The sequence below is a fragment of the Falsigemmobacter faecalis genome, assembly GCF_003863335.1.
In the GTDB taxonomy this organism is placed as follows: domain Bacteria; phylum Pseudomonadota; class Alphaproteobacteria; order Rhodobacterales; family Rhodobacteraceae; genus Wagnerdoeblera; species Wagnerdoeblera faecalis.
Window position 1 is genome coordinate 1 of record NZ_RRAZ01000075.1, and the last position, 3,208, is coordinate 3,208.

Below are 3,208 nucleotides of genomic sequence, written 5' to 3' on the forward strand. Positions count from 1 at the left end.
ATCATGTTCCGCAATTCGCGTCCAGGCCCGACTATTTCAGCACCCGGCTACAGGGACCGCCATGCCGCCTTTGCGCTTTCAGACCGCCTGAGGATGCAGTAGATGTGCCGCTTTTCCGGGGATCAGGGCAGGCTCATGGCACTTAACGCGACCATCCATAAAGTTGAACTTTCCGTTTCTGATATGGATCGTCACTATTATGAAACCCATAAGCTGACCGTGGCAAAGCACCCCTCCGAGACCAATGAGCGGCTGATGCTGCGCCTCGTTGCCTTCGCCATGATGGCGCATGAGCAACTGGAAATGACCAAGGGCCTCTCGACCGATGATGAGCCCGATATCTGGCGCAAAAGTCTGAGCGGAGAGCTGGAACTCTCGGTGCTTCTGGGTTCGCCCAGCGAGAAGGTCGTTCGCCAGACCTGCAATAAATCCCGCTCTGTGCTGATCTGCACCTATGGCGGTCGCGCGGCAGAGATCTGGTGGGACAAGATCCGCAGCAGCACGACGCGCTTTGACAATCTGAAGGTCGTGAATTTTGCGGAAAGCGCCACGGCTGAGCTGGCCGAACAGGCCGGCCGCTCGATGCGGATGCAGGTCAATATTCAGGACGGTGAGTTGATGGTGAGCGTGGATGACGCCATCACCTATATCACGCCGGTCATCTGGCAGCAGTCAGAGCTCGCGGAGGCCTGAGAGCATCCGGGCCCGCGCAGCTGTTTGGAAATCGGGCAGCCGCCTGAGAACGGCCGGAAAAGCGGCTGGATCACAGAGGCTGCCTGTGTCCTGCGGTCAGGAAGCCCCGTGAGCGGTCATTGACCCGCGCCCGGGACAGCTGACCCCGCCTTTGCGGCTATTGAGAAGGCTCTGCCCGCCGTTCATACCGAAGAGAAAGCCGGGGGGGCGCGCAGCCCCCAGTGTCGGGCCAAAAAGCGCAAGGCCAGCCATGGGGCGCTGCCTGCCCATCTGCCCTGCATTGATGTTGTGGTTGAACCCGACAGCCTGACCTGCGGTGTATTTCGGCGTGCAGTTTTGCCCCCCTGGAGTTTCGGCGGATCATTCGCTGTGGATCAGCGGACGGAGGTAGCTAGGATTGCGCGGGTCGATGAAGAAGACTGCGGGTCTCGCGGAATACACCCCGCAGGATTTTGCGGTCGGACGAGACAGGGTTCAGCTCTCAGCCGATGCCACGGATCGGGGCCTGGCCGGAGCAGCCGGACCGGCTTCTCATCGAATGCGAACAGGCAGTCCCCTGCGCGGCTGACACGGATCCGGGCCTTCGAAGCCCTGCGCGCGCCTTGGATATGAGGGCGCTTTGATGCCGTCCGCCGGGCTGCGCGAAGCGGGTCGCAGACCCGCGTGGCACCAGCGCCAAAGGCTTATGTTCCGCGGCCTTACGATCAGGCTGAGGCCTGCCAGTCCGACCGGGACCACCGGGTGGCGGGTCCCGGCTGCGATCTTTCCTGTGCAGGTCGCCCCTATTCGGCTTTGTCACAGCAGAATGATGTTGGCCTGTCCTCCCGAGAGCCAGGAGCCGCAGCCGAGCGGGCCCGGACCGATGGCCCTTCGCCCGCCTCGATTTTCGAGGCGCATGATCAGGCCTTTGGTGTCTTCCGGGCTGCCTGCACGCGGGGCATCTGCGACTTCAAGCCATGAGCGGGGCCACAGCAAGAGAAGACGGCAGCAGAGGCGGTATTTACCGGCCAGGATTAAAGAACGGCTATAGAACTGCCGTTTTCTGCAGATGTGCAGCCCTGATCGGCGCTGTTGCATAAAGGGCTGAGGATTCATTCCCTTGCCTGATCATGCTACGTTTTTGGCATGAGCTACCCACCCAAACCCCGCTACAAAACCAGAACTGGCGTGCCTGTAATCAAGCGCTGAAGCAACGCGGCTCACTGAGGGTCTGGCTTGATGCGGACATGGAGTGGGAAGCCATGCCCTCAGGCAAGCGCGGCCGGCAACAGGTCTATAGCGGTAAGGAGGATCAGCAAACAGTCCGGGTATGAGCAGGACAAGTATTTGATCCGGGGGACCAAATGCCCTGCGATTGGTTTGCCCGACGACCGCCATCCAGGCCTGCCTGACCCGTGAGCGGTGCTTTTCGGGCTGCCATTGCGACAGATCGAGCCAGGGTCCGCCATGGGTTCGGGGCCCCCTGGCGAGGGGGATTTATGGAGAGCTTTTTGGCTCTGTCCGGTCTGTCGTGGTCGGTGCCCATCGTCGGGACATCTGCCACTGGACAGATGTCTGATCCTCCTCTGTTCAGCACCCTGAGCCGCCGACAGACTATATTGAAGGTGGCGATCCCTGACCGCGCCAGAGAAGGTCTGCATCTGCTGATCAACATCGAGCCATGGGAGCGCCACTGGTTCGAGAGACCATGGCGGGGAGGGATCAAGGTGGCGGGTGAAGGCGAGTGGCGGCGACGTAAGCACGGGGGGTCCAAACGTCGCATTTGGCGCAGGATCCATATCACCGTTGATGAGAAAACACTGGAGATCCGTGCCATCGGAATCACCTCCGGTGCTATTGGTGATGCGCCGGTTTTGCCTGACCTGCTCAGCCAGATCGCCCCGCAAGAGGAGATCGCCCCTGTGACAGCAGACGGCGCCTGCGACACAAGAGCCTGTCACGATGCCATCGCCGCCAGAGGGGCCAAAAATGCCCGCTTATGGAAGCCCACAACGGAGGGCGCCAGGGCCCGCGAGGATGCGGTCCGCTCGTCCAAACGTTTTGGGCGAGCGCTCTGGCGCAAATGGAGGGAGTATCACCGTCGCAGCCGGGGAAAGCGAAGATGAACGGCATCAGGCCGCTCGGACAAAGGCTCATGGCAAGGGCATTCGACAGACAGGTCGCAGACGTCCAAATCCGTGCCCTTCGCAGTCTCTCCCGAACCGGTGGCGTGCGACTGCTCAGTCCTCAACCCTTTTACAGCGCTCGGCACGCCGAATAGGGTCCGTATTGCAGCAAACAATGAAGGGGTTAGCAGGCTGCTGAAAAAGTCAGGGTGGTAGAATATTTTAGCTGTCGCGCCAGTTTGTCACGACCTCAGCGGCAACTGCTATGCATCACCGGTCGCACCGAACAGACGCGTGCTGTGACGCGCCAGGAGGTGATAAAATCGTTGTATAAACCCAATAAATCAAAATGGTTTTTGCCTTTTATTGCAACGGAAGTGTCGATTGATCGCTGTTTGCAGGATTGGATT

Annotated in this window: 2 protein-coding genes and 1 pseudogene; all 3 read left to right on the plus strand. The window is 60.2% G+C overall.

Going from position 1 to position 3,208, the window contains the following annotated elements:
* The first annotated feature begins 135 nt into the window (after positions 1 to 135).
* The 3 genes and pseudogenes from EG244_RS19935 to EG244_RS19945 all read left to right on the plus strand — a co-directional run bounded on the left by EG244_RS19935 (position 136) and on the right by EG244_RS19945 (position 2,798).
* Positions 136 to 693 (plus strand): YaeQ family protein, encoded by a 558-nt coding sequence (locus EG244_RS19935; RefSeq protein WP_124966896.1) that lies wholly within the window; start codon positions 136 to 138, stop codon positions 691 to 693.
* 1,109 nt (positions 694 to 1,802) lie between these two features.
* Positions 1,803 to 1,931 (plus strand): annotated as a pseudogene (locus EG244_RS19940) (hypothetical protein); the annotation flags it as partial.
* 240 nt (positions 1,932 to 2,171) lie between these two features.
* Complete coding sequence (locus EG244_RS19945) at positions 2,172 to 2,798, plus strand: transposase (protein ID WP_407644058.1); 627 nt, start codon at positions 2,172 to 2,174, stop codon at positions 2,796 to 2,798.
* Positions 2,799 to 3,208 lie beyond the last annotated feature (410 nt).

Excerpts from the sequence above, each read along its gene's own strand:
- EG244_RS19935 (WP_124966896.1), top strand. The coding sequence starts at position 136 with ATGGCACTTAACGCGACCATCCATAAAGTTGAACTTTCCGTTTCTGAT.
- EG244_RS19945 (WP_407644058.1), top strand. The coding sequence starts at position 2,172 with ATGGAGAGCTTTTTGGCTCTGTCCGGTCTGTCGTGGTCGGTGCCCATC.